Source organism: Rhizorhabdus sp., from assembly GCF_018006725.1.
In the GTDB taxonomy this organism is placed as follows: Bacteria; Pseudomonadota; Alphaproteobacteria; order Sphingomonadales; family Sphingomonadaceae; genus Rhizorhabdus.
Map to the genome: position 1 here is coordinate 1 of NZ_JAGMXV010000423.1, position 2,921 is coordinate 2,921.

Annotated in this window: 4 protein-coding genes; all 4 read right to left on the minus strand. The window is 59.1% G+C overall.

Translation table 11 applies throughout. From position 1 onward, the window contains the following. On the minus strand, nucleotides 1-542 hold a 542-nt coding region (locus KAY22_RS27220), incomplete at its 3' end, for an MBL fold metallo-hydrolase (protein WP_296626164.1). A gap of 71 nt (nucleotides 543-613) precedes the next feature. Next, nucleotides 614-1,273, minus strand: coding sequence for a peroxiredoxin (locus tag KAY22_RS27225; protein WP_296626166.1), 660 nt, complete (start codon nucleotides 1,271-1,273; stop codon nucleotides 614-616). A gap of 164 nt (nucleotides 1,274-1,437) precedes the next feature. Next, a complete protein-coding gene (locus tag KAY22_RS27230) occupies nucleotides 1,438-2,382 on the minus strand; it encodes a hypothetical protein (RefSeq protein WP_296626167.1) in 945 nt (314 codons plus the stop codon). A 38-nt stretch (nucleotides 2,383-2,420) separates the two neighbouring features. Further along, nucleotides 2,421-2,921, minus strand: a 501-nt coding sequence (locus tag KAY22_RS27235; RefSeq protein ID WP_366514183.1) for a DsrE family protein, incomplete at its 5' end; no start/stop codon positions are given.

Genomic DNA, 2,921 nt, shown 5'->3' on the forward strand with positions numbered 1-2,921 from the left:
CTTGCGTGACATTCGTGGTCGGCGCGCGCCGTTCCGTAGTCAGGCATAAAAAGCGTATCACCGACAAAGGCGGCATCGCCGACCACGAATGTCACGCAAGCGGGCGTATGCCCCGGCGTATGCATTACCCGGACCTCAAGCCTCCCGATGCCGAACACTTCGCCGTCGACAAACTGGTGGTCGAACTGGGACCCGTCGCGCGCAAACGTAGCGCTCTCGTTGAAGATCTGTCCGAAGACGACCTGGACCTCGCGAATATGTTCCCCGATGCCGATCCGTCCGCCCAGCCGCTCCTTGAGATATGGCGCCGCCGAGAGGTGATCTGCATGTGCGTGGGTCTCGAGAATCCACTGAACCGTGAGGCCCCTCCCCTCAACGAAAGCAACTATATCGTCGGCATTCCTGGTGGACGTACGCCCGGCCGCAGGATCGAAATCGAGCACGGAATCGATGATCGCGCAGGACAGGCTCATCGGGTCGATGACGACGTGGCTCGCTGTGAAGGTCTCATGATCGAAGAAGGTCTTGATCTCTGGATTCATCGAACGTCATTCCTGTTCGTCGGTTGCTCAGGAGAGTCCCGGGAGGCGTCGCCCCCGGATCAATCCGCACGCTAGAGAACCTTTTTGGAGAAATACCAGTCCGTATAGTCGTAGCCCTCGCCCTTGCGGGCCTCTGCCGCATCGGAAGTCTGCGGCGGAGGAACGATGACAGGCTCGCCGGGCTGCCAGTTCTCCGGCGTGGCCACCTTGTTTGCATCAGCGGTCTGAAGGGCAGCGACAAGACGCAGGAACTCGTTGATCGACCGTCCGTTCGACATCGGATAGTAGACCATCGCCCTGAGGATGCCATTCGGATCTATGACAAAGGTCGCGCGCACGGCTGAGGTGTCACTCGCCCCCGGCATGACCATACCGTAGGCGTGCGCGACGCGCATCGACAGATCCTCGATGATCGGGAAGCGGATATCGACGCCAAACTTTTCCTTGATCGACCGGACCCAGGCGATGTGAGCGTACTTGCTGTCGATCGACAGTCCGAGCAGTTCCGTGTTGAGCGCCGTGAATTTGTCGTGCGCGCGGGCGAATGCCATGAACTCGGTCGTACAGACGGGCGTAAAGTCGGCCGGGTGTGAGAACAGGATCAGCCACTTGCCTTTGTAGTCGGACAGCTTTCGTACGCCGTGCGTGGTCACGGTCTCGAAATCGGGCGCCGCCTCGTTGAGGCGCGGCATTCCGCGCGAGGCGAATGTAACGTCAGTCGTGGCAATCATCGGACTTGCTCCTGAACTGGCTGAACACCAGTTATATGCATACCTTCTTATATGCGCAACTTGCGATTTAGAAGCGTTCAAATTGACGCATGCACAAGCATCGTCCCCGATGGAGGCCCTTCGGAATTCAGTTGAGCAGATGGTCTACTGTGGCCGGATCAGCGCTATCGCGGCGCCTCGACAGCCGCAGGCGTTTTTAATTCCTGCATACGGGCGCCGAGCAGGGTGCTGGCGAGACTGAGATTTCCCTCGTGGCAGGCGCTTTCAAAAAGACGCTCAGACGTGCGGGTCAAAGGAAGTTCAACCACCAGAGGTTCGCGAAACAACGCGGGATCATCCACGCGATAGCGATAGAGGATCACTTCGCTTGAGACTGGAATCAGCCATTCCGTGATCCGTGTTTGCGAAGCGATTGGAAAGCCCGCTGCCCCTGGCCCCGAAATCCGGCGGTTCGTGTCATCCGCACGAAAGCCCGCTGTCTCGATCACAAATGTATCGCCTTCCCAACGCGACGCGGACACCCCGCTCCATGATCCTGACGCGCTACTGGAACGGGTGTTGGCGAAAATCCTGGGAGAATCCATCCCCTCCTTGTGGATGACAAAGTGATCCCTGGTCTGGATGATTTCAAAGAACATCTCCCCCGACATGACACGATAGGGCGCCCTTCCGGCATCCGCGATGCAGCGCTCGTTGACGGGGCGCGCCTCAGGACCATCATATCCGTCCGGGCGTTGCTGCAGCCTCGCCTCGCCTGCTGGCGTCAATGCGAGTTGCCCGTTCCTGGGGCTTACAATGGCCGATGTACGCCGCTCGCCATTCACGATGGCGAGCGCGTCTCCGTCAGGCTGAGACGTGCCAGGATCAAATCGCTCAGCCGCAAGACGCTGCTGCATAATGAGATTGAGCAGAGCCGCCTCGCCTTCCGCAGCTACCGACGAAGCTGAAATCCCTGCCGGACGAGCAAAAGGCGTCAATGTGCGCATGGTCCACCGCCCCTGCAGGTCGGGATGCCCGTCAAGAGTTCGACTTAGCGGATCCTGAGCCAAGCTGGCCGGAGCAGCCAGCATCAGGCAGGCGGCCAATACAAAGGACTTCTGAAACATCATAGATGCGCCTGGAGCGTCGCGATTGCGTGACCGTCAAGTCAGGGATGGATGTAGACAAACCCCATGCCTTGCAGCCGCGCCAGTTCCGCAACGCCGCTCGGAACGATGTCGGCTTCTGTCACTCCGTAGACATCGTCGACGGTGAGGTTCATAGCGCGCATCGTATTGCGGCATAGCAGCAGGCGAACCTTCTTCTCGCGCACAGCGTCAATTGCCTTGGCGAGTTCGGGGTCCGTCTTGGCTTGCTGGAATACCTTTACGCCGCCGGAGAAGCTCACAAGCCTGATCTCCACATTGCCCTCGGTGGCGGTGACGTGTGCTCCGATATTGCGAAGCACCCGCAAAAAGTACGCGCGATCATCCGGCAGCCCACCCGAGTTCTGATAAACAACCTTTTGAAACTGATAGTAGCTGTCGCTCGCAGACGTCGCAGTCACGGCGTCCTTCGTCGCCTGCACGTGCACACAGGCCGAGGCCGTAGTCATCACGACTGCCATGAGAGCGACAAATCGCACAAACGACTGCATGGGCAATACCTC

Excerpts from the sequence above, each read along its gene's own strand:
- KAY22_RS27230 (WP_296626167.1), bottom strand. The coding sequence starts at position 2,382 with ATGATGTTTCAGAAGTCCTTTGTATTGGCCGCCTGCCTGATGCTGGCT.
- KAY22_RS27225 (WP_296626166.1), bottom strand. The coding sequence starts at position 1,273 with ATGATTGCCACGACTGACGTTACATTCGCCTCGCGCGGAATGCCGCGC.